We start from the raw sequence: 19,779 nt of genomic DNA on the forward strand, positions 1-19,779 counted from the left end.
GTCAGCGCGGAGGGGGCCCGGGCGTGGTCGGCCGGGGGCAGGCGCCGGTGAGCGTGCCGCCCAGTTCCCGGGCCGTGCGCACGAACACCTCGTGCAGGTTCCGGGCCGCCTGCGGCTCCGACTCCGCCTTGCGGCGTTGCAGCATCAGCAGCACCCGGGGCGCGTCCGCGGCGACCGGCCGGTGTGTGATCAGCCCCTGCCGCTCCAGGGGATCCCCGCACACGCTGAAGTCCGGCAGGACCGTCACCCCCAGCCCTTCGGCGACCATCAGCTTGCCCATCTCCGCCCCGTCGGTCGAGTACGAGAAGGACGCCGTACGACCGTCCAGCAGCCGGTGCACATAACGGTGCATCACATACCCGGTGCGCATCGCGATCAACGGCTCGCCGAGCAGGTCCTCCACCGTTACCACCGGGCGGGAGGCGAGCGGGCTGTCCGGCCGGACACACACCACCGGCCGGCCCCACAGCAACTCGGTGGACTCGAAGTCGGCGGGTATGTCGTCCCCCTCCAGATGATTGACCAGACCGAGGTCGAAACCGCCCTCCGACAGGGCCCGGTGGATGTCCGACTGCTGCGCGCCGACCACCTCGACCTGGGTGACGGGGTGGACGGCGCGAAAGGCACGCACGGCCGGAATGAGCAGCGGTACCGTCGCCGCGTTGACCGTGCCGACGCGCACCATCCGGCTGATGCGGTGCTGCTCGCCCGCCGCGGCCCTGAGCCGGTCGACCGCCTCCAGCACACCGAGGACGTGGGGGAGCAGTTCCCTGCCCGCGGTACTCATGGTGGCCCCGGTCCGCTTGCGCTCCAGCAGATCGACTCCGAGCTCCCGTTCCAGATTGCGCACGGTCTCGCTCAGAGCCGGCTGGGACAGGCGCAGTTCCTCGGCGGCCCGGCGCAGCGAACCGAGCCGGACGACGGCCGCTATGTACTCCAGCTGTTCCGTTCGCACACCAGCAGAGTGCGGCGTGTTCCGGGACTCGTTCAAGGGTTTTCCTGTCACACCTTCGTGAATTCCAGTGGTCCGCGATGCGAAACCGGTCGGGTTTACCTTGACGGCTTCGCCCGGCTGCTGCCAGCATCGTCGGCATGAAGATGCGACTGGACCTCACGCGGCGACGCCATGTCGACCTCGCCCGCGTTTCCAGTGCCTCCTGTTGCACCGCGGCCTGATTCGCCGATCGGCCGCCCTTCTCCCACGCCACGCCCGCCGAAGCACGGCCGCGTGCCGCGTATTCACCGCACCGCCTGAATTCGGAGTTCCCGCACGCCCCGTCAATTCGGCGTACGAAAAACGTGTCGACGTACGGACAACGCGTCGGCGTGCGAAAAACACCGCACATCCGCAACAGGAGTTCTGCATGCCCGCACAACCCGTCAAGTTCGCCTATTGGGTTCCCAATGTCAGCGGGGGACTGGTCACCAGCACGATCGAGCAACGCACCGACTGGGGGTACGACTACAATCGCGAACTCGCCGTACTCGCCGAGAACAACGGCTTCGAGTACGCCCTCACCCAGGTCCGCTACATGGCGAGCTACGGTGCCGAGTACCAGCACGAGTCCACCAGTTTCAGCCTGGCCCTGCTGCTGGCCACCCAGCGCCTGAAGGTCATCGCCGCCGTCCACCCCGGACTGTGGCACCCCGGCGTCCTGGCCAAGCTCGGCGCCACCGCGGACCACCTGTCCCACGGCCGCTTCGCCGTCAACGTGGTCAGCGGCTGGTTCAAGGACGAGTTCACCGCCCTCGGCGAACCCTGGCTGGAGCACGACGAACGGTACCGGCGTGCCGAGGAGTTCATCACCGCGCTGCGCCGCCTCTGGACCGAGGACCACGCCGAACTGGCCGGCGACTTCTACCGGTTGCGCGACTTCTCCCTCAAACCCAAGCCGCTGCGTACCACCGGCCGGCCGCACCCGGAGATCTTCCAGGGCGGCAACTCCACCGCCGCCCGGCGCATGGCGGGCCGGGTGTCCGACTGGTACTTCTCCAACGGCAAGGACTTCGACGGAGTGGCCGAGCAGATCCACGACATCCGTACGTCCGCGGCCGAGGCGGGACGCCCCGCGCCGAGATTCGGGCTCAACGGCTTCCTCATCGCCCGCGACACCGAACACGAGGCCCGCGAGACCCTGCGCGAGATCGTCGCCCGGGCCGACACCGAGGCCGTCGAGGGCTTCGGCACCGCGGTCCGGCAGGCCGGCCGGTCCACCGCCGACGGCAAGGGCATGTGGCAGGACTCCTCCTTCGAGGACCTCGTGCAGTACAACGACGGTTTCCGTACGGGCCTGATCGGCACTCCCGAGCAGATCGCCGAGCGCATCGTCGCCTACAAGAAACTCGGCGTCGACCTCTTCCTGCTCGGCTTCCTGCACTACCACGAGGAGGTCGAGTACTTCGGCACGCGCGTACTGCCCCTCGTCCGGGAACTGGAAGCCCGGCTCTCCGGCGCCGAGGACGAGTCCGTCCCCGCTCACGCCTGACCCCCCACCCTCCGCACCGCACCGCACCGTGAAAGAGGTCACCCCCGCATGAGCACTGCCACGCCCACCGACTGGACCACCCGCCCCGCCCCGCGCACGGCCGCGGACTGGATCGCCCGCGCCGCCGAAGTGGCCGCCGTACTCGCCACCGACGCCGCCGAGCGCGACCGGGCCGGCGCCACCCCGTACGCCGAGGTGCGACTGCTGAAGGACTCCGGCCTGGTCACCCTGCTCGGCCCCGTGGAGCACGGCGGCGCGGGGCAGGACTGGCGCACGGCCTACCGGGTCGTCCGCGAGGTGGCCAAGGCCGACGGCTCCATCGGCCAGCTCCTCGGCTACCACTACCTCTGGAACTGGGCCGCCCGCCTGGTCGGCACTCGCGAACAGTGGCAGCACGTCGAGGCCGAGGCCGCCCGCAACCGCTGGTTCTTCGGCGGCGCGGTGAACCCGCGCGACAAGGACGTCGTCGTCACCGAGGACGGCGACGAACTGGTCTTCACCGGCCGCAAGTCCTTCTCCACCGGCAGCAGGGTCTCCGACGTCACCGTTCTGGAAGGCGTTTTCGAGGGCACCGACCGCCACGTCTTCGCCATCGTGCCCTCCGACAGCGCGGGCCTGACCTTCCACGACGACTGGGACAACATCGGCCAGCGGCTCACCGAGAGCGGCAGCGTCACGCTCGACGGCGTCCGCACCCCGTGGTCCTCGGCGGCCGGCTACGTGGACAAGCGGTTCCAGCCGCGCGTCTACAACACCCTCAACGTGCCCACCATCCAGCTCGTCTTCGTCAACCTCTACCTCGGGATCGCGGGCGGCGCCCTGGAGACGGCCGCCGCGTACACCCGTACCAAGTCCCGCTCGTGGCTGCACGGCGGCCACGAGCGCGCGGTCGACGAGCCGTACGTCATCGACACCTACGGCGACCTCACCTCGAAACTCTGGGCGGTCGAGGCGCTCGCCGACGCGGTCGCCGCCGAGGGGCAGCGGCTGCACGACGACCCCGACGCGGTGACCGAGCAGGCCCGAGGCGACTTCGAGGTGCGGGTGGCCGCCGCCAAGGCGCGCGCCACCGACGTCGCCCTGGAGATCACCCACCGCATCTTCGAGGTCACCGGCGCCCGTTCCACGGCGAGCGCCGAGGGACTGGACCGCTTCTGGCGCAACGTCCGCACCCACACCCTGCACGACCCGGTCGCCTACAAGCGGCGTGAGGTCGGCCGCTGGGTCCTGGAGGGCGAGCTGCCCGAACCCACCTGGTACTCCTGACTGCCGCACCGACGGGGCGCCCCCGAGCGGGGCGTCCCTCCGCCCGAAAGAGAAACCCCATGGCCACCGTTCTGTCCGTCTCCGGCAGCCCCTCCGTCTCCTCCCGCACCAACGGTCTGCTGCGCCACCTGGACCAGCGGCTCCTCGCCCACGGCCACCACGTGGTCCCCCTCGACGTCCGTACGATCCCGCCCGAGGCCCTGCTCGGCGCCGACTTCCGGCACCCGGCCATCCTCGAGGTGACGGAACTCTTCGCCCGCGCCGACGGCGTCGTCGTCGGCTCACCGGTCTACAAGGCCGCGTACTCCGGGGTGCTCAAGGCGCTCCTCGACCTGCTGCCGCAGTACGCCCTGAGGGGCAAGACGGTGCTGCCGCTGGCCACCGGCGGCAGCACGGCGCACGTCCTGGCCATCGACTACGCGCTGCGTCCGGTCCTTAACTCCATGGGCGCCACGCACATCGTCCAGGGATGGTTCACCCTCGACCAGGACATCACGGTGCACGAGGACGGCTCCCTCGGCGTCGCCCCGGCCGCCGACGAGGCACTGACCCGCGTGATCGACCACTTCTCGGCCGCACTCGGCCGGACCCCGCTCCTGGCCGCGGCGGGCTGATCACCATGACCGCCCATGTGATCGCCGACGACGCCGAAGCCCTCGCGGTCGCCGCGGAGCTGGCCGAGGAGTTCCGGGCGGGTGCCTCCCCGCGCGACGCGGAGCGCAGGCTGCCCCGACAGGAACTGGACCGGCTGTCCGCCTCCGGGCTCCTGGCCGTCACCGTGCCCGCCGCCCACGGGGGAGCGGACGTCCGCACCGGGACGCTCGCGGAGATCTTCCGCCTGCTCGCGTCGGCGGACGGCAGCATCGCCCAGATCCCGCAGAGCCACTTCGTGTACGTCAACGTCATCCGCCGCCAGGGCACGCCCGAGCAGCAGAAGTTCTTCTTCGCCGAACTGCTCGCCGGGCGTCGCCTCGGCAACGCACAGTCGGAGGCCGGCACCAAGCACGTCCAGGACATCCGCACCCGGCTGCGGCGCCGTCCCGACGGCTCGTACCTGCTCAGCGGCGTCAAGCACTACTGCACCGGCGCCCTGTTCGCCCACTGGATCCCCGTGCTGGCCCGGGCCGAGGACGACACCCTGCACGCGGCGTACGTCCCACGGGACGCTCCCGGTCTCACGGTCGTCGACGACTGGGACGGGATGGGCCAGCGGACCACCGCCAGCGGCACGGTCCACCTCGCGGACGTCGCCGTGCCCGCCGACCGGGTCCTGCCCCACCACCTGACCTTCCAGGGCCCGCAACTGCACGGCGCTTTCGCCCAGTTGCTGCACGCGGCCATCGATGCGGGCATCGCTGCGGGCGCCCTTGCCGAGGCGGCCGCGTTCGTACGGACGAAGAGCAGGCCCTGGTTCGAGAGCGGGGTCGAGTCCGCCGCCGACGACCCGCTGCTCATCCAGCGGTTCGGTGAACTCGGCCTGCGGGTCAGAGCAGCCGAGGCGCTGCTGCGGGAGGCCGCCCGCACCGTCGACGCGGCCCGCGACGACCTCACCGACGACTCCGCGGCCGCGGCGTCCATCGCGGTCGCCGCCGCCAAGGTGGTGGCGGCACAGGCCGCGGTCGAGGTCTCGGGCGCCCTGTTCGAAGTGGCGGGCACCCGCGCGGCCCTCCAGTCACTGAACCTGCACCGGCACTGGCGCGACGCCCGCACCCACACCCTGCACGACCCGATCCGCTGGAAGGTCCAGCACATCGGTCGGTACGTGATCGACGGCACCAGACCACCGCGCCACGGCCTGCTGTAGGAGACGAGTGCGCCGGCGCCGACGACACCCTCGAAGCCCCTGACGTCCTCGGGCCCGCAGGGCCACCGGGCCCTCGGCCCTCGCCCGCCTCCCCGCACGGCACCACACCGGCCTGCCCGGCAGCCGTTCTCGTACCCGCTTCGGAGTTCTCATGTCTGCCCTCACCTTCCATTGGTTCCTGCCCACGACCGGTGACAGCCGGCACGTCGTCGGCGGCGGCCACGGGTCCACGCCCGGCACCGCCGCCGGGGACCGCCCGGCCTCCATCGAATACCTCGGCCAGATCGCCCGCACCGCCGAGCAGCTCGGCTTCGTCGGGGCCCTCACCCCGACGGGCGGGTGGTGCGAGGACGCGTGGCTGACCACGGCCATGCTGACGCAGGTGACCGACCGGCTGAAGTTCCTGGTGGCCTTCCGGCCCGGGCAGATCGGCCCGACGCTGTCGGCGCAGATGGCCGCGACCTACCAGCGGCAGTCGCACGGACGGCTGCTGCTGAACGTGGTCACGGGCGGTGAATCCGCCGAACAGCGGGCGTACGGCGACTTCCTCGACAAGGACCAGCGGTACGCCCGCACCGGGGAGTTCCTCGACATCGTGCGGCGGCTGTGGGCGGGCGAGACGGTCGACCACCACGGCGAGCATCTGCGGGTCGAGGGCGCCAGGTTGAGCCGGCTGCCCGAGCCCGCACCGCGGATCTACTTCGGCGGCTCCTCACCCGCGGCCGGCGAGGTGGCGGCGCGGTACACGGATGTGTACCTGACCTGGGGCGAACCGCCGCAGCAGGTGAAGGAGAAGATCGACTGGGTACGTTCGCTGGCCGCCGCGCACGGCCGGCGGGTGCGCTTCGGCATCCGCCTGCACACCATCAGCCGGGACACCTCGGCGCAGGCGTGGGCCGAGGCGGAGCGGCTGCTCAAAGCCATGGATCCCGCACGCATCAGGGAGGTGCAGCGGGGCCTGGCGACCAGCGAGTCCGAGGGACAGCGCCGGATGCGCGAGCTGCACGACAGCGGCCGTACCGACAACCTGGAGATCTACCCGAACCTGTGGGCGGGCATCGGCCTCGTCCGCGGCGGCGCGGGCACGGCACTGGTCGGCAGCCACACGGAGGTCGCCGACCTGATCGAGACGTACCACCGCCTCGGCATCGAGGAGTTCGTGCTGTCCGGGGTGCCGCACCTGGAGGAGGCGTACTGGTTCGGTGAAGGCGTTCTGCCGGTACTGGAGAAGCGCGGTCTGTGGCGGCACCCGGCGGGTCCGCGCACCGTCGAGGCGGGCATCGTCCCGTTCGCCGCCCGATGAGCCCGGCGTCCGCGTCCCCGCGGGCCCAGGCCCGTGCGCACGAGCCGGATCCCACCGATGCGCGGGGACTGAGGACGGTCGTGCTCGCCAGCCTGCTGGGCACCACCGTCGAGTGGTACGACTTCTTCCTGTACAGCACAGCCGCGGGACTGGTCTTCGGCAAACTGTTCTTCCCCACGGCCGACGGCACCGTGGGCACGATGCTGTCGTTCGCGACGTTCGCCGTGGGCTTCGTCGCCCGTCCCGTGGGCGGCCTGCTCTTCGGCCACGTCGGCGACCGGATCGGCCGCAAGCACACCCTGGCCCTCACCATGGGCCTGATGGGTGTCTCCACCGCCCTCATCGGCCTGCTGCCCACCTACGAGCAGGCCGGCGTGCTCGCTCCGGCGTCGCTCCTGGTGCTGCGTGTCGCCCAGGGCGTGGCACTCGGCGGGGAATGGGCCGGAGCGGTCCTGCTGGCCGTGGAGTACGGGCCAACGGGCCGCAAGGGCCGGTTCGGCAGCTACCCGCAGATCGGGCTGGCCCTCGGACTGGCGCTGGGCACCGGAGTGTTCGCGCTGCTGAACGACGTGCTCGGCGAAGCGGCGTTCCTCGACCACGGCTGGCGGATCGCCTTCCTGGTCAGCCTCGTCCTCGTCGCCGTCGGACTGACCGTACGGCTGAGGATCGAGGAGACACCGGCCTTCCGTGCCGTACGGCGCCTGCGGGAACCGTCCCGGCCGGCCCCGCTGGTCGAACTGCTGCGCGCGCCCGCCGCGCGCCGGCATCTCCTGCTCGGGATGCTGGCACGCTGGGGAGAGGGAGCCGCCTTCAACACCTGGGGCGTCTTCGCCCTCACCTACGCGACCGGGACGCTGAACCTGGACCGCACACCGGTGCTGCTCGCGGTCACGGCCGCGGCGCTCGTGATGGCCGCCCTGATACCGGTGACCGGGACCGCCGTCGACCGTCATGGAGCCCGCAGTGTCTACCGCGCGGGCATGGCTGCCTTCGCCGTCTCGGTCTTCCCGGCGTTCTGGTTGTTCGGCACCGGAGGAACCCGGGCCTTCGCCGCGACGCTCATCGTGACCCTGGGGATCGTGCACGCCTGGTTCTACGGCGCTCAAGGCACGCTGTTCGCCGCGCTGTTCGCCACACCCGTCCGGTACACGGGCATGTCCTTCGTCTACCAGGTGTCCGGCGTCTTCGCGTCCGGCATCACTCCACTGATCATGACCGCCCTGCTGGCCTTCGGCTCGGGGAGCCCCTGGTGGGCCTGCGGCTACCTCGCGCTGACGGGACTGGTGAGCGTGTGGGCGGCCGGCCGACTGCGGGACGAGGACCTGCACGTGGCCACCGGACAGCCGCCCGTGACCTCCCGCGCGTCCACGGCCGCCGCCCGCGGGTGAGTCGACGGTCCCCGAACCGGCCTACGCTCCGGCCCCCGCACCGCGCTCCGCGCGGCGGGCGGCAGGCGCGGTGGCGGGGCATCAGGGTGTTGGCGGGCCAAGCGATCGGGGGCTTCGGAGTCCTGGATGAACCGTTCACGGTGATGGTCGGCTCGTACATCGGCGCAGCAGGCGCGGAGACCGCCGGGTGAACCAGGCCGCACCCAGGCCGATGACCGCGCCGGCAGCGACGTCGCTGGGGTAGTGGGCGCCGCTCTGCACCCGCTCCACGGCGACCACCGCGGCAGGGACCGCGCACAGGGCGCCGACCAGGGGCCACGCCGGTGCGGCGGCCGCCGCGAACGCCACGGCGGCAGCCGTGTGCCCGGAGGGGAACGACGACGAGTCGGGCCGGTCCTCGACCTCGTCGTGGGGAATCCAGCCCTTGGGCGGCCGGGGGCGGTCGGCCAAGGGCTTGCACATACCGTTGGACACCAGCTGCGCCACCGCGACGGCTGCCAGGCCCGCGGTCCCCGCTCTGCGGCCGCGCCGGCCGCCCAGGCAGGCCAGCGCGGCGGTGACACCGCACCACAGCTTCGTGCCTTGCGCCGCCTCTTCGACCACCGACAGCGCTTGGGCCAGCGGACGTGGCACGCGGGAAGCGGCCTGTCTCGTGAGCTTTTGGTCCACGTCACGCACTGTTTCGAGCAACCTCATGCGCTCTCAGTACCCAAGATCGGACTGTACCGTCACCACACGATCAAGAAGAGTGCTCGGATGACGACGACGCACGAGATCAAGCGTAGGCGTGGTCGGCGAGCGTGCGTAGAGTCCGCCGGCCTGGCTGCGTCAGTCCCCGGCGAGGGCATTCAGGAACGGAGGAGCCCCGTCGGGGCAGGGTGACCGAATGGGTTCCCTGTCCCGACGGAGTTCGGTCGGCCGGGCGGCGGGCCACCGGCCGCCCGGCCGGGGTCGGTGCCACGTGCGGCGCTGCCCGGCTCAGCCGAAGTTGACGTCGCTGCACCACATGTAGGCCTGGTCGAGGTGCGAGGCCTGCCAGATCACGAACAGGATGTGATGTCCGCTGTAGCCGGAGGTCTGGACGGGGAACGTGATGTCCTGCGCCGGGGCGAAGCGGCCGGTCTGCGTGATGAAGTCGAGGTTGCCCCAGCCCAGGGTCTGGGTCTTGGGGTCGAAGCCCTGCTTGCTCACGTAGACCTTGAAGTAGTCGGCGCCGTGGGACGCCTGGTCGTACAGGTGGACCGAGAAGTTGTTGCCGACGGTGGTGGTCTTCCACGGCCCGGGCTTGTCCAGGCTGGAGTTCCTCGAGAGGTTGTTGCTGCAGAGCGTCCCGTCGGGGGTCCGCGCCTGGAACTGGCCGCCGAGGCCGTCGCGGAGCGCGCTCATCCAGTTCCACATGGTGTCGGGGTTGGCCTGGAACGCCTGCCAGCACATGGGGTCCTGGGTCTGCATGGCCGGGTTCGTGTGGTTGCTGCCCCACGTCTTCCAGCACTGGTAGGCGCGGGAGGCGGGGTCGACGATCGTGCCGTGGGCCTGGGCGGGTGACGACCAGGCCAGCGCGCCGACAACCACGGCGAACAGCATGGCGAGTGCCTGGAGAGGCCGGCGGAGGGATGACCGCGACCGCCCGGTTAACGGACTGTTTGTACGCATGTGGGGGGACTCCTTCCAGTTGCAAGCTGTCATGGGAGCGCTCCCAACGGTAGGACTTCTGAGTGAAATGTCAATGAAACGAACGGAGTTGATCACAGGCCGGTTGGTGGAGCTGACCGAGGTGGGGCCGCACCGCTGGCATCCGAGGTTCACTTGTCGAGGGCGGGTGAGCGAAGGCCGGCGTCCAGCATGCGGATCAACTCACCAACCCGCCCGCCACCGGCCGGCGCTGTCGGAAAGCGTTCGAGGACGTCAACGACGACCGGCGTCGCATGATGCCGTGTCCGTTCAAGATGCGCGGCACCAACGCTCCGGTCGTCGTCGGCGAGGAGTTCGACCGCTCTGGCCGCATGAGCGCCGGCTCCGAGGATGTGCTTGACCTGGGTGGCCTTGGCCAGCGGGTGCAGGTAGGCGGCGCCGGCCGCGGACATGGCTGCCCGAGCCGCCTCGCGGGCGGCCGGGGTGCCCGTGCTCTTGGCTGCCTGGAGTGCCGCCCACGCTCTGTCACGCAGAGCCTTCCCTCGCCGGCCGCCTCGAGCGAACTCCCACGCGGCGCCGATGGCGTCTCGGGGCCGGAAGTCGTCTGGTTGATCGCCCTCGAATACCTGGAGCACCGCTTCCGCGCACGTTGCGGCGAACGCGGTGACCTCACGCAGATCTCGCATGCTCAGAGCGATCTCGCTCGCTTCCCCTGTCATGACTCCATCGTCGACCATCGCGGTGGACGGCCACCCCCGCCCGGAACACGAGGCAACACCCCGCGCACACCACAGGAGCCAGGCAGGGAGCCTCCGCCAACTTGAGCCGCAGGCCGAGGGGCCGGTGTGACAGTGCTCCGGGACGCTCACGCCGGTCGACGGCGAAAGTCTGCGCATCAGGCCATCCGGCAGAGCGGTCGGCTCACCGGTTCCAGCCTGCTGTGGCGGGTGTCCGTCAGCCTGTAGGGGTGCCGATCTGGTTGCGTTCGAGTGCGGCGCGCAGCTGTGAGAGGGCATGGGCGGTGGCCGCGACGCTGGGGCCGTCGAGGGTGTCTCCCATCAGCGTGGCGAGTCCGTCGGTGAAGGTTCTCTCCGCCGCGTCGACGAGTCGCGAGCCGTCGTCGGTCAGGGCCAGCAGGGAGGACCGGCGATCGGATGGATTCGGCTGCCGGACGATCCATCCCTGCTTCTCCAGGCGGTCGGCGCTCTTGCTGGTCGCCCCGACGCCGATGGCGAACTCGGCGGCGATGTCCGCCACGCGCGCCCCGGGATGGTCGCGCAGGAAGCGCAGGAACTCGAACTGCGAGGTCACGATCCCGTGCCGCGCGCGGAGACGGTCGTTGAGGGCGTTGTACAGACGCGTCTCGCAGCGGACCAGATCGGAGAAGAGGCCCGGGAGGTCGACTTCGTCACCGCTCAATCTATATGCCATGGCATATAGTGTAGTGGAATCTACTTTCGCTGGGGCGGGAGCACACCCATGAGCAAGGAACAACGCGCCCGGATCGACGCGATGTTGCGGCAGCCGAGGCCCGAGAGTCCCCGGTCGGTCGAGGAACTGCGTGCCGGATTCAAGGCGTTGATGGCCCAGATGATCGTGCCCGACGGAATCCGCACCACGCGGACGACACTCGGCAACCGATCCGCCCTGCAGGTCGAGCCGGACAACGGGCCCCGCGCCGGGACGATCCTGTACTTCCACGGCGGCGGCTTCGTGTTCGGCTCTCCCGAGACAGCCCTGTCGCTGACGGGACACCTCGTGGCCAAGACCGGCTTCAGCGCGTACTCGCCGGACTACCGGCTTGCCCCCGAGCACCCGTTCCCGGCCGCGATCGAAGACACCCTGAGCGCCTACCGCGACCTACTCGACAGCGGCATGGACCCCTCGGCCATCGCGTTCGCCGGCGACTCCGCCGGCGGCGGCCTCACCGTCACCACCTGCCTCGCCGCCCGCGACGCGGGCCTCCCACTGCCCGCCGCCATCGTGGCGTTCTCCCCTGGCCTCGACGCCACCCGCACGGGCGAGAGCATGGACACCAAGGAGGGCATCGACCCGGTCTTCACCCGTGAGGCCGTAGAACACACCGGGGCCATGTACCTGGCCGGAGCCGACCCCCACCAGCCCCTGCTCAGCCCGGCCGTCCTCGCCGACCTGTCCGGCTTCCCTCCCATGCTGATCCAGGTGGGCACGAACGAGATCCTGCTGGACGACTCCACGCGCCTTGCCGCGCGTGCGAGGGCGGCCGGGGTGGACGTCATTCTGGACGTCACCGCCGACGTGCCGCACGTTTTCCAGTCGTTCGCCGGCGTTCTGGACGAGGCGGACGAGGCACTGGACCGCGCGGCTCACTTCCTCGGCCGACGACTTGGCGCTGGGCGCGCGGCAAACGCATCAGAGAAGTAGGTTCAGCCCCAGTCCGTACTCGGGCTGGGGTCTGCACGGGCTCGACGACGCCGGTCCGACGCCGGCCCGGCACAGGCCACAAGGCCGCCCGGAACCGGCGCCTGTCCCGCGGTCGGAAGCTGTCGGACACCACACCGGCAGCACCCCCCGGGTGGCGGTGCGTACGGCTTCTGACGCCTGCTCGGCAAGGTCCGCGCCGACCCGGCGTGGGCGACCACCCGGGTCAGGTCACCCGGCGGCAGACGTCCGACGCGTCAGGCAAGAGCCGCCAGGGCCGCTTCGGAGGGGCTCCCGGCCGTCGCCTGGTACACGATGATCACCTGGTGCTCGGCGCCGCCGACGGTGAGCGCCTGCCTGCGCAGGGCCAGGCTGCCGACGACCGGGTGCGTGAAGCGCTTGAGCTCGTCCCGAGCGGGCCGCGCCTCGTGCCGCGTCCACAGACGACGGAACTCCTCGTCCGTCTCCAACTCGGCGACCAGACGGACGGTTCTGGGGTCGCGTGGGTCGGCTTCGGCGCGTAGGGCCGCTGCGGTCTGCGAGGCTGCTTCCGCCCAGTCGGGAAAGAGGCGGCGGGACGCCGGGTCGAGGAACACCGCTCGGACCAGGTTGCTCCCGGGCTCGTACATCGGGGCGAGCGCACGAACCTTTTTGTTCGCCGCCAGTACGTCGAAGCACCGGTCACGGACGTACGCGGGGCGGTCCGCCCAGGCGTCGAGCAGCCTGTGCACGTCCGCGGAGACCTCGGTCCGTGACGGCGGCGCGGGGGCGGGACCGGCGAGGGCGTGCAGGTGGGCACAGGCGTCGGCGTCCAGCTTCAGCGCCCGCGCGAGGGAGCGCAGCACCTGGGGTGAGGGGTGCCGGTCGATGCCCTGTTCGAGCCGGACCAGGTACGGCTCACTGATTCCGGCGAGCTGGGCCAGTTCCTCCCGGCGCAGTCCTGCCACGCGGCGGCGTCCGCCGGCGGGTATCGCCGCGTCAGCCGGAGCGACCCGTCCGCGCCGGGCCTTGAGGAAGTCTCCCAGAAGATTGTCGGCCGCCATGCTGCGAGGGTAACCCTGCAAGGGTGCTGGCTGGCCGGGCGGGAGCGGCGCAGGCTCGATGTCATGAAGACCTGGTTCATCACCGGCGCGTCCCGCGGCTTCGGCCGTATCTGGGCCGAAGCCGCCCTCGACCGCGGCGACCGCGTCGCCGCCACCGCACGTGACCCCGAGACCCTGCGACCCCTGCTTGACGCTTATGGGGACGACGTCCTCCCGCTCCGCCTCGACGTGACCGACCGCACCGCCGCGACCGCCGCGGTGCGGCGGGCCGCCAAGACCTTCGGCCGCCTGGACGTCGTCGTCAACAACGCGGGTTACGGCCTGTTCGGCATGGTCGAGGAAGCAACCGAGGAGCAGGCCCGCGCGCAGTTCGACACCAATCTGCTCGGCCCGCTGTGGGTGACGCAGGCGGCCCTGCCGTACCTGCGGGCCCAGGGCAGCGGCCACATCCTGCAGGTCTCCAGCCTCGGCGGACTCGCCGCCTTCCCCACGCTGGGGCTGTACAACGCCTCCAAGTGGGCCCTGGAGGGGATGAGCGAGGCCCTGGCCCAGGAGGTCGCTCCGTTCGGGATCAACGTCACCCTCGTTGAGCCCGGCCCCTACGGCACCGACTGGTCGGGCGACTCCGCGGTGCACACCGAGCCGCTGCCCGCCTACGAACCCGTCCGCGCCGCGCGCCGGGCAGGTGCGTCCGCCCGCACGCCCCAGGACGCGCGAGGCACCGCCGCCGTTGTCCTCGAACTCGTCGACACCGACGCACCACCCCTGCGGCTCTTCCTCGGCACCTACCCCTATCCGGTGGTCGAGGCGGCCTACCGGAAGCGGCTCGACATGTGGAACGAGTGGCGGCACCTCGCCTCCCGCGCGTGACCGGTACGGAGCACCCCGCGGCGTCCAGGGCCCCCGCGCGTCACCTCGGCGACTCAGCCTTCCTGAGCCGCGTATGCGATGGTGTCAGCGCCCTCTACGACGTGCTGGATCGACGACTCCCGGCACCGTGGGGCCGCCGCGACCGCGGGCGGATCGGCCGCCGTGGTGTCGGGGAGCGCTGCCGACAGGGTGAAGGCCATCGACTTCGCCACCGGCGGCAGGACCGCGTCGGTGGAGGTCGGACAGCATCCGCAGCGCGTCCGGCTCGGTCACACGGGTGCCGAGCGGTCGACACCGGCCGGTGGCTGACGCCCTCCGCGCCGGACCGTGGCCGCCCCGACGGAGTGCCTTCGCCGGTTGCGCACACGGACCCGGCCGCGGGGAGGACGCCGGTCACAGCGGGTCCGGCGCACGCCTCCGAGAGATGAGCAGGTCCCCGCCCGGGGACTCCTGCTGGGTCCGCCTCCTTCAGGACGGTTGCCACCGCGAGGTCGTCACGTTCGCACGGCTCCCCAACACCGCCCCGGCCCCCTGCCGGAAGGCCCTCAAGAAGGCCGCCGGCCTCGGCCGGGCCGTGGGGCGCGGCGCCGGTTCGGGGCCGGCCCGGCGAGGAGGTCGTCGGCGCCGCGCCACCTGTGCCGGCATGCCCGGGGTCTGCACAACGCAGGCGTTCACCTCGCGCGTCTGGGAGCGGCGTGTCGTCGCTGCCGGATGTGCGGCGGGCAAGCAGCGAGGCCGAGCACGGAGTGCCGGGCGGGCTTGCCGGCCGGAGGCGGGCACAGGCCACCGGAGCCGGTCCGCCCAGGACCGGGCGGTACCCGGCCGACGGGCCCGGCGGGCACGGTGTGTGAGACTCGGGGCATGATCCGTACCGCGACCCCCGCCGACATTCCCGTCATCCATACGCTGATTCGCGAGCTCGCCGAGTACGAAAAGGCACTCGACGAGGTCAGGGCGACGAAGGAACAGCTGACCGAGGCACTGTTCGGCGAGCGCCCGGCCGCCTACGCACATGTGGCCGAGGACGCCGACGGCGAGGTCGTGGGCTTCGCGCTGTGGTTCCTCAACTTCTCCACCTGGCGGGGCGTGCACGGCATCTACCTGGAGGACCTGTACGTCCGCCCCGAGGCCCGCGGCGGCGGCCACGGCAAGGCCCTGCTGACGGAGCTCGCCCGCATCTGTGTCGCACGCGGCTACGAGCGCCTGGAATGGTCGGTGTTGAACTGGAACCGGCCCGCGATCGACTTCTACGAGGCACTGGGCGCCCGCCCCCAGGACGAGTGGGCGGTGTACCGGCTCACGGACGAAGCGCTGAACGCCCTGGGAGCCCGGGGCGGCCGGCCCTGACCATGACCAGTGATCTCCGGAAGGACTTCGTCGAGCGCTTCGCCCGGACCGCCGCCGTCGCCGGTCCTGCTCATGCCCGCCACCGCCCACGCCGCCCCGGCCGCTGATATCACCGGGCGCGCCGCGGGCCAGGCCGTCACCCTGACGGCGCTTTTCCGGTTTTTCTCCCCCGCGCGCGGCCGGGGCGCGGTTGGATGTCCTCATGACTTCCGCCGAGCACGCGCGGCTGATGCGCGCCAACCAGGCGAACTGGGACGCCCGCACTCCGGTCCACGTCACCAGCCGGTTCTACGGCCTGGACGAGGACCTGGACCCGGAGCGCTGGTTCGCCGCGTTCGAGTGGGAGGACCTCGGCGAGTTGTCCGGCCGGGACGTGCTGCACCTCCAGTGCCACCTCGGTACGGAGACGCTCGCCCTCGCCCGGCGTGGAGCCCGGGCGGTCGGCCTGGACTTCTCGGCGGCGTCCGTGACGGCCGCGCGGGACCTCGCCGCGAAGTCGGGCCTCGACGTCACCTACGTCCAGGCCAACGTGTACGACGCCGTGACGGCGCTCGAGGGCCGGCGGTTCGACGTCGTCTACACCGGCAAGGGCGCCCTGTGCTATCTGCCCGACCTCGACCGTTGGGCGGATGTCGTGGCCAGGCTTCTGCGGCCGGGCGGGCGGTTGTACGTCGTGGAGTTCCACCCGCTGCTCAACGCGCTCGGCCCGAAACCGGGTCCTGATGAGGGACCGGAGCTGCTGCTGCGCCACGACTACCTGGGGGGCTCCGGCCCGGTGCACCGGGATGCCACCTACACCTACACCGACGGCCCGGCCGTCGAGGGCGCCACGGACAGTTACGAGTGGATGCACGGACTGGGAGAGGTCGTGAACGCGTTGACGGATGCGGGAATGGGCGTCCGGAGACTGCGGGAGAGCGACGAGCTTCCCTGGCCGCGCTGGTCGCGGATGATCCGTACGGACTCTGGCTGGTGGCGGTTGCCCGAGCCGCGGATCCCCCTCTTGTACAGCCTGCTGGCCGTTCGTTGAGCCTCCTCCCTCCGACGCCGGTACAGTGCGAGCACCACGCGTGCTTTGCCCCCGTCCGGGGCGCACGCGCCGGCTCCGTCGGCTGATCGGTCCGCCACTTTCCGACCCGCGCGTCAGCTCTCCCGTACCACCTCATGAGCAGGGTTTCCCTTGTCATACCCGCGGTGCTGTTCCGTCGCCCGGAAGGTGCGCCCCAGCCAAAGGAGCCAAAACCTGAAGGGAGTTGCACAAGCCCCTGATCAGGGCATCGCCTCTATAGGTGGGTATTGAGGGCTGAGCGGGTGTGGGTTGAGACATTCACCGGGCTGCGGGTCCGGAGGAGAAAGAGCGGTCGGGTGAGGGGCTTGCGGGCCGGGCACGGGCGCGGGCCCCTCGTCTGCGTACGCGTCCATGGGGAGGATGACGTCCAGTACGCGTGCCCTGCGCAACGCTCGCTCGCGAAGAAAGGTCACGCCAACCCCGGGGGGGGGGTGGTTGTCAGTCGTCCACCTTCGCGTTGCCCGGCTTGTCGCGGCAGGATTGGCTCGCGATCTCATCGCCGGTGGGCCTGGCCTCGTCGCGGTCCTCCTTGGGGACGAGGGGCAGATTGATCTGGAAGTCCCGGTCCCAGTCGTTGCTTTGTGCGTAGTCCATGAGGGCCTGCTGGAGCTTCTCGCAGTCGTCGCGGTGGCCCTTGGCCATGGCGATGCCGTAGTCGTTGAACGGGCCGAACGTCAGGGCGTGTGCGACGGTGAGACTGCGGTCATCTTTCATGAACCCGTAGAGAATCAGCTGGTCGGTGGAGACGGCATCGACCTTCTTCTCCTTCAGTGCTTTGACGCAGTCCCGCGCGTCTGTCATCTCGACGGTGCGGATCTGGCTGTACGCCGATCTCTTCAGCTCCGCTGCGGAGGTGGTGTCTTCCCAGACGCAGACGAGCCGTCCGTTGAGGTCGCTGTGGCTCTTGTAGCGTCCGGCGTCCGCGGTCCGTACGAGGATGCCCTGTCGGGTGGATGCGTAGGGGCCCACGAAGTCGAGCCCGTCACCACCTTCCCCCTTCGGTTTCATCCTGCGCTCCGTGATCGAGTAGGTGGCTGCGATGAGCTGGACGTCCCCTTCATGCAGGGCGCGGGCCCGGTTCTTGGACAGGACGCCTTCGAAATCCGAGGACGTGACCTTGACCCCCACCCTGTCGAGCACCTCCCGGGCGACCGTGATGTCGAACCCGTTGAACTCGCCGTCGTGGGGTGAGTAGCTCGTGCCCGGCTGATCGCCCTTGCTGCCGATCTCGATCTTCCCTTGGGCGAGCAGCGACGAGGGTTCCGAGGAGCAGCCGGCCAGGGAAGCTCCCGCAAGGGCCACCACGGCGGCCCCGGTGCGGATCGTGCGGGAATGGCGCCCTGTTTTGCCCATGAACGGTCCTCACAGTCGTTTCGGTTCAGTCGTTGTGCAGCGTTCCGCGGGCCTGCGTAAGGCGCATGGAGCAGCCTGTCTCCGGCCGCACGGCGACCTCGAACCGGACCGCTCCCTCGCGCCCGCCGAGGTCGAAGTCGACGGTCGACTGCGCGGGCACCTCCGAATTGTGCGGGGTGATGCCCGGGGTGACGGCGGTGATCGTCGCTGTGGTCCGGCCGACGCAGGTGGGCGCGTTCGGATCGTTGTCCTTGATGGTCAGCGTCAGGCGCAGCTTGTCCCGTACCTCGCCGGAGGCCGACGGCGTCATCTCCACCGTGAGTGTGCCTCCGGTGTCATCCACGGGCTGCGTGCCCCGGATGGTCATCTCCACGCCGACCTCGCCGGTGCGGTCGACGTCCACCCAGGCGAGCGCGCCGCCTCCGCTGCAGAGCGCGGCGGCGCCGACGAGGACGGCGCGGACCATCCTGCGCCGCCGTGTGTCGGCGGCCTGCTGCGCGGCATCGCGGATCTGCCCGGTCCGGCCGGCCGGGTACAGGGCAGCGGCGCCGGCGACCAGCAGGGCGAGGGCCGCAAGGACGTAGAACCACACGTACTGGATCTGCGGGCCGCCGGGCCACTGGGCGACGGCGAAGACGGCGAAGACGATGGTCGCGGCGATGACGAGCCAGGCGGACACGGGGAGCCATGCGACGTGCCTCAACGGCCGCTTGAGTTCCCATTTGAACGTGGCGTTGTCACCGACCGAGCCGAACGAGGACGCGCCGACGCCACTGGAGCTGACGTTGCCGGCCTCGGGGCCCTTGCCCGCGCCGGGGCCGGCGGGGCTCATGCTCCGTCCCCGTGACGACTGCCGCCGCCGAAGTGGAAGGTGGCGCCGTCCCCCACCGAGCCGATGGCGGCGGAGTTCGGGCCGTGGGCCGTGACGTGGTACGTGCGGGTGGGCGCCGGGCCGGCTGCCATGAGTTCCGCCAGGCGGGCCTCGTCCGGACGGCGGTCTCGCTGTTCGCCGAGCCACGCCGTCAGGGCCGCGGCCAGCCGCTGCCTGTCCTCGGGGGAGAGCGCGCCAAGCAGCTGGTCGGCGCGCTGTTCGCTGCGGCCCTCGGGCAGGGCGATCGGAGTGTCCTCGCCGCTGCCGCGGCGGAAGATCCTGCGAAAGTAGCCCTGGCCCGCGTCGATCGACCCGTCCGTGATGCGCTGTGCGGCACTCGCCACCATGGCGGCGCCCAAGGCCTCGGTCGCCAGCGAGAAGTAGGTGGCGAGTTCAGCGGAGATTTCAGGAAGACTGGTCATGAGCGCCCCCGTCACTGACCTTTAGTGTGCTGCTTCGGCACTGTCAACGCGCTTATGGTAAAGGGTAGTTGATGTGCCTGGCAGGTGTGCCAGGTATGTTCTGTGTGGGCGTGCGTGAGGCCTGATCGGGTACGTTCGACCGGGCAGTGGCAAGACTTCAAGCGGCGTTCCCCACGGCCGTCGCCCGACAGCACTCGCCGCGCAACGTCTCGTCCCCAGTCGGCCGGAACAGGCGCTCCTGTACGTGCCTGCCCTCGCACTCCCGCATCAGGGACACGCGGGGTGCGATCCCGGGCTCGCACCAGACCACGCCGGCCACAAAGAGCAGGGCGGCATAATCCGTCGCCGCATCCTCTGGCGAAACCGTCACGCTGACGATCAACGGCTACGAGCCGTGGTCGACGGGGCGAACGTTTCCTGATGCGGCACCGGTTCCAGTTCCGCGAGGCCCGCCGACCGTGCGGAGCTGAGCACGTCGACCGTCGCAGGGGTGGGCAGCGGGTTCCAGGGCGGTAGGAGCATGTC

The 19,779-nt window shown here is 70.8% G+C and carries 19 protein-coding genes and 2 pseudogenes; 12 read left to right on the forward strand and 9 right to left on the reverse strand.

Annotation, left to right across the window (positions count from 1 at the left end; genetic code table 11):
• Position 1: 1 nt before the first annotated feature.
• On the reverse strand, positions 2 to 955 hold the full coding sequence (locus tag HB370_RS40110; protein WP_167513196.1) for a LysR family transcriptional regulator: 954 nt from the start codon (positions 953 to 955) through the stop codon (positions 2 to 4).
• 409 nt (positions 956 to 1,364) lie between these two features.
• Between HB370_RS40110 and sfnG the strand changes: the two genes are divergently transcribed.
• The 6 genes from sfnG to HB370_RS40140 all read left to right on the forward strand — a co-directional run bounded on the left by sfnG (position 1,365) and on the right by HB370_RS40140 (position 8,247).
• Positions 1,365 to 2,486 (forward strand): dimethylsulfone monooxygenase SfnG, encoded by a 1,122-nt coding sequence (sfnG, locus tag HB370_RS40115; RefSeq protein WP_167513197.1) that lies wholly within the window; start codon positions 1,365 to 1,367, stop codon positions 2,484 to 2,486.
• Between the two features lie 48 nt (positions 2,487 to 2,534).
• Positions 2,535 to 3,752 (forward strand): acyl-CoA dehydrogenase family protein, encoded by a 1,218-nt coding sequence (locus tag HB370_RS40120; RefSeq protein WP_167513198.1) that lies wholly within the window; start codon positions 2,535 to 2,537, stop codon positions 3,750 to 3,752.
• Positions 3,753 to 3,811: 59 nt separating this feature from the next.
• The gene (gene ssuE, locus HB370_RS40125) at positions 3,812 to 4,366 is read left to right on the forward strand and encodes an NADPH-dependent FMN reductase (RefSeq protein WP_167513199.1); all 555 of its coding nucleotides are present in this window, start codon (positions 3,812 to 3,814) and stop codon (positions 4,364 to 4,366) included.
• Positions 4,367 to 4,371: 5 nt separating this feature from the next.
• Positions 4,372 to 5,556, forward strand: a complete 1,185-nt coding sequence (locus HB370_RS40130) for an SfnB family sulfur acquisition oxidoreductase (protein ID WP_167513200.1) — start codon at positions 4,372 to 4,374, stop codon at positions 5,554 to 5,556.
• Between the two features lie 151 nt (positions 5,557 to 5,707).
• Positions 5,708 to 6,859 carry an LLM class flavin-dependent oxidoreductase gene (locus tag HB370_RS40135; protein WP_167513201.1) on the forward strand — a complete coding sequence of 384 codons (1,152 nt, stop codon included), beginning with the start codon at positions 5,708 to 5,710 and terminating at the stop codon, positions 6,857 to 6,859.
• A gap of 80 nt (positions 6,860 to 6,939) precedes the next feature.
• A complete protein-coding gene (locus tag HB370_RS40140; protein WP_244405918.1) occupies positions 6,940 to 8,247 on the forward strand; it encodes an MFS transporter in 1,308 nt (435 codons plus the stop codon).
• A gap of 135 nt (positions 8,248 to 8,382) precedes the next feature.
• Here the strand turns inward: HB370_RS40140 and HB370_RS40145 are convergent, their stop codons facing one another.
• From HB370_RS40145 to HB370_RS40160, 4 genes are all read right to left on the reverse strand, one after another.
• Positions 8,383 to 8,880: a phosphatase PAP2 family protein gene (locus HB370_RS40145; protein ID WP_348273517.1), complete on the reverse strand. Its 498-nt coding sequence runs from the start codon at positions 8,878 to 8,880 to the stop codon at positions 8,383 to 8,385.
• A gap of 345 nt (positions 8,881 to 9,225) precedes the next feature.
• Positions 9,226 to 9,831, reverse strand: coding sequence for a lytic polysaccharide monooxygenase (locus HB370_RS40150; protein ID WP_167513204.1), 606 nt, complete (start codon positions 9,829 to 9,831; stop codon positions 9,226 to 9,228).
• Between the two features lie 218 nt (positions 9,832 to 10,049).
• A complete protein-coding gene (locus HB370_RS40155; protein ID WP_167513205.1) occupies positions 10,050 to 10,598 on the reverse strand; it encodes a putative immunity protein in 549 nt (182 codons plus the stop codon).
• 235 nt (positions 10,599 to 10,833) lie between these two features.
• Positions 10,834 to 11,310 (reverse strand): MarR family transcriptional regulator, encoded by a 477-nt coding sequence (locus HB370_RS40160; RefSeq protein ID WP_167513206.1) that lies wholly within the window; start codon positions 11,308 to 11,310, stop codon positions 10,834 to 10,836.
• Positions 11,311 to 11,358: 48 nt separating this feature from the next.
• On the opposite strand from HB370_RS40160, the gene HB370_RS40165 reads away from it, so the two are divergent.
• Entirely contained in the window at positions 11,359 to 12,282 is a 924-nt protein-coding gene (locus tag HB370_RS40165) for an alpha/beta hydrolase (RefSeq protein ID WP_167513207.1), read from the forward strand.
• A 254-nt stretch (positions 12,283 to 12,536) separates the two neighbouring features.
• On the opposite strand, the gene HB370_RS40170 is transcribed toward HB370_RS40165, so the two are convergent.
• Positions 12,537 to 13,322: a helix-turn-helix transcriptional regulator gene (locus HB370_RS40170; protein WP_167513208.1), complete on the reverse strand. Its 786-nt coding sequence runs from the start codon at positions 13,320 to 13,322 to the stop codon at positions 12,537 to 12,539.
• A gap of 63 nt (positions 13,323 to 13,385) precedes the next feature.
• Between HB370_RS40170 and HB370_RS40175 the strand changes: the two genes are divergently transcribed.
• The 4 genes and pseudogenes from HB370_RS40175 to HB370_RS40190 all read left to right on the forward strand — a co-directional run bounded on the left by HB370_RS40175 (position 13,386) and on the right by HB370_RS40190 (position 16,569).
• The gene (locus tag HB370_RS40175; RefSeq protein ID WP_167513209.1) at positions 13,386 to 14,192 is read left to right on the forward strand and encodes an SDR family NAD(P)-dependent oxidoreductase; all 807 of its coding nucleotides are present in this window, start codon (positions 13,386 to 13,388) and stop codon (positions 14,190 to 14,192) included.
• A gap of 150 nt (positions 14,193 to 14,342) precedes the next feature.
• A pseudogene (locus tag HB370_RS40180) lies at positions 14,343 to 14,501 on the forward strand (YncE family protein); the annotation flags it as partial.
• A gap of 552 nt (positions 14,502 to 15,053) precedes the next feature.
• Positions 15,054 to 15,539, forward strand: a complete 486-nt coding sequence (locus tag HB370_RS40185; protein ID WP_167513210.1) for a GNAT family N-acetyltransferase — start codon at positions 15,054 to 15,056, stop codon at positions 15,537 to 15,539.
• A 202-nt stretch (positions 15,540 to 15,741) separates the two neighbouring features.
• A complete protein-coding gene (locus HB370_RS40190) occupies positions 15,742 to 16,569 on the forward strand; it encodes a class I SAM-dependent methyltransferase (RefSeq protein WP_167513211.1) in 828 nt (275 codons plus the stop codon).
• A 477-nt stretch (positions 16,570 to 17,046) separates the two neighbouring features.
• On the opposite strand, the gene HB370_RS40195 is transcribed toward HB370_RS40190, so the two are convergent.
• From HB370_RS40195 to HB370_RS40205, 3 genes are read right to left on the reverse strand one after another with little or no spacing between them, the layout of a single operon-like run.
• Positions 17,047 to 17,961 carry a glutamate ABC transporter substrate-binding protein gene (locus HB370_RS40195; protein WP_167513212.1) on the reverse strand — a complete coding sequence of 305 codons (915 nt, stop codon included), beginning with the start codon at positions 17,959 to 17,961 and terminating at the stop codon, positions 17,047 to 17,049.
• Positions 17,962 to 17,986: 25 nt separating this feature from the next.
• Positions 17,987 to 18,793: a hypothetical protein gene (locus HB370_RS40200; RefSeq protein WP_167513213.1), complete on the reverse strand. Its 807-nt coding sequence runs from the start codon at positions 18,791 to 18,793 to the stop codon at positions 17,987 to 17,989.
• The gene (locus tag HB370_RS40205) at positions 18,790 to 19,254 is read right to left on the reverse strand and encodes a hypothetical protein (RefSeq protein ID WP_167513214.1); all 465 of its coding nucleotides are present in this window, start codon (positions 19,252 to 19,254) and stop codon (positions 18,790 to 18,792) included. Before HB370_RS40205 ends, HB370_RS40200 begins: the two co-directional genes overlap by 4 nt.
• 304 nt (positions 19,255 to 19,558) lie before the next feature.
• Between HB370_RS40205 and HB370_RS42790 the strand changes: the two are divergent.
• Positions 19,559 to 19,675, forward strand: a pseudogene (locus tag HB370_RS42790) (IS630 family transposase); the annotation flags it as partial.
• Between the last annotated feature and the right edge of the window lie 104 nt (positions 19,676 to 19,779).

The sequence above is a fragment of the Streptomyces sp. DSM 40868 genome (genome assembly GCF_011820545.1).
Classification (GTDB): Bacteria; Actinomycetota; Actinomycetes; order Streptomycetales; family Streptomycetaceae; genus Streptomyces; species Streptomyces eurythermus.